The 1,783-nt window shown below is 71.8% G+C and carries 1 protein-coding gene; it reads left to right on the plus strand.

Annotated features, from left to right (window positions below; all coding sequences use genetic code 11):
• Positions 1-1,684: chemotaxis protein CheA (locus GTR00_RS20130; RefSeq protein ID WP_166613313.1), on the plus strand; the 1,684-nt coding region annotated here is incomplete at its 5' end.
• Positions 1,685-1,783: the final 99 nt, after the last annotated feature.

The following is a 1,783-nucleotide window of genomic DNA, read 5'->3' on the forward strand; positions in this document are numbered from 1 at the left end:
CGTGGACGTCGAGCTGCTGGAGTCCCTGGTGCGCCAGGCCGGCGAGCTCGTCCTGGCCCGCAACCAGATCCTCCAGCGCGCCGGCACCCTGCGCGACGAGGACCTCACCCGCGCCTGCCACCGCCTGAACCTCGTCGCCAGCGAGATGCAGGAGACGGTCATGCGCACCCGCATGCAGGCCATCGACCACCTGTGGTCCAAGCTGCCCCGCGTCGTGCGCGACCTCGGCAACATGCTGGGCCGCAAGATCAAGCTGGAGATGGAGGGCGGCGAGACCGAGCTCGACCGCACCCTGCTGGAGGCGGTCAAGGACCCGCTGACCCACATCGTGCGCAACGCCGTCGACCACGGCATCGAGCCGCCGGAGGTGCGCAGCGCCGCCGGCAAGAACGAGGTCGGCACCCTGAAGCTGCGCGCCGCGCACGAGGGCGGCCAGGTCGTCGTCGAGGTCCGCGACGACGGCAAGGGCATCGACCCGGCCGTCATCGGCGCCAAGGCCGTCGAGAAGGGCCTGGTCTCCGCCGCCAAGCTGGAGGCGCTCACCCCGAACGACGTCCTGCAGTTCCTCTTCCTGCCCGGCTTCTCCACCGCCGCCAAGGTCACCAACGTCTCCGGCCGCGGCGTCGGCATGGACGTCGTCAAGACGAACATCGAGCGCATCGGCGGCTCCGTGGACGTCGAGTCCGTCGTCGGCCAGGGCACCGTCTGGCGCCTGCGCATCCCGCTGACCCTGGCGATCGTGCCGGCCCTGACCGTCGAGTGCGCCGGCCAGCGCTACGCGATGCCGCAGGTGAACCTGCTGGAGCTCGTCAGCCTCGACACCGAGCGCATGTCCAAGGCCATCGAGGACGTCGGCGGCGCGAAGGTGTACCGCCTGCGCGGTGCGCTGCTGCCGCTGATCCGCCTGGAGGAGGCGCTGGAGCTCAAGCGCCCCGCGGACGTGGAGCTGCCCTCCAAGCTCGTCATCGCCGTCCTGGAGTGCGACGGCCGCCGCTTCGGCATGGTCGTGGACCGCGTCCTGGACACCGAGGAGATCGTCGTCAAGCCGCTGTCCGGGGCGCTGAAGAACATCGGCAGCTACGCCGGCGCCACGATCCTGGGCGACGGGCGCGTCTCGCTGATCCTGGACGTGCAGTCCCTGGCGCGCCGCACCATGCGCTCCGACGGGCTCGAGCACGCCGCCGCCGAGGCCGCCACCGCCAGCGCCGCCACCGGCGAGGGCCAGCGCCTGCTGGTCGTCGGCCTGGGCGACGACCGCCGGGTCGCGATCCCGCTGGACGTCGTCACGCGCCTGGAGGAGTTCAAGACCGAGTCCATCGAGCGCGTCGGCCGCCGCGAGGTCGTCCGCTACCGCGGGGAGATCCTGCCCCTGGTGCGCCTGTCGAACCACCTGGGCAGCATGCGCGGCTTCGACGAGCCGGAGCTCACCTCGCTGCCGGGCGTGGTGTACTCCGCGCGCGGCCGCTCCGTGGCGATCGTCGTCGACGAGATCGTCGACATCGTCTCGGGCCAGGACGCGCGCAGCGACATCGACGACGCGGGCCTGGTCGGCTCCGCGGTCATCCGCGACCGCGTGACCGAGCTGCTCGACGTGCGCGCGGCCATCCTGGCCGCCGACCCGAACTTCTTCACCGAGCAGGCGCAGAACGAGTACGCCGCCGCTTCCTCTCGACTGGGGGTCTGACGTGTCCACGCAGTACGCCACCTTCACCCTCGCCGGTCACCTGTTCGGCGTGGAGGTCCGCCGCGTGCAGGAGGTGCTCACCGAGCAGCCCCGCACGCC

This window comes from Kineococcus indalonis, assembly GCF_009906395.1.
Lineage (GTDB): Bacteria > Actinomycetota > Actinomycetes > Actinomycetales > Kineococcaceae > Kineococcus > Kineococcus indalonis.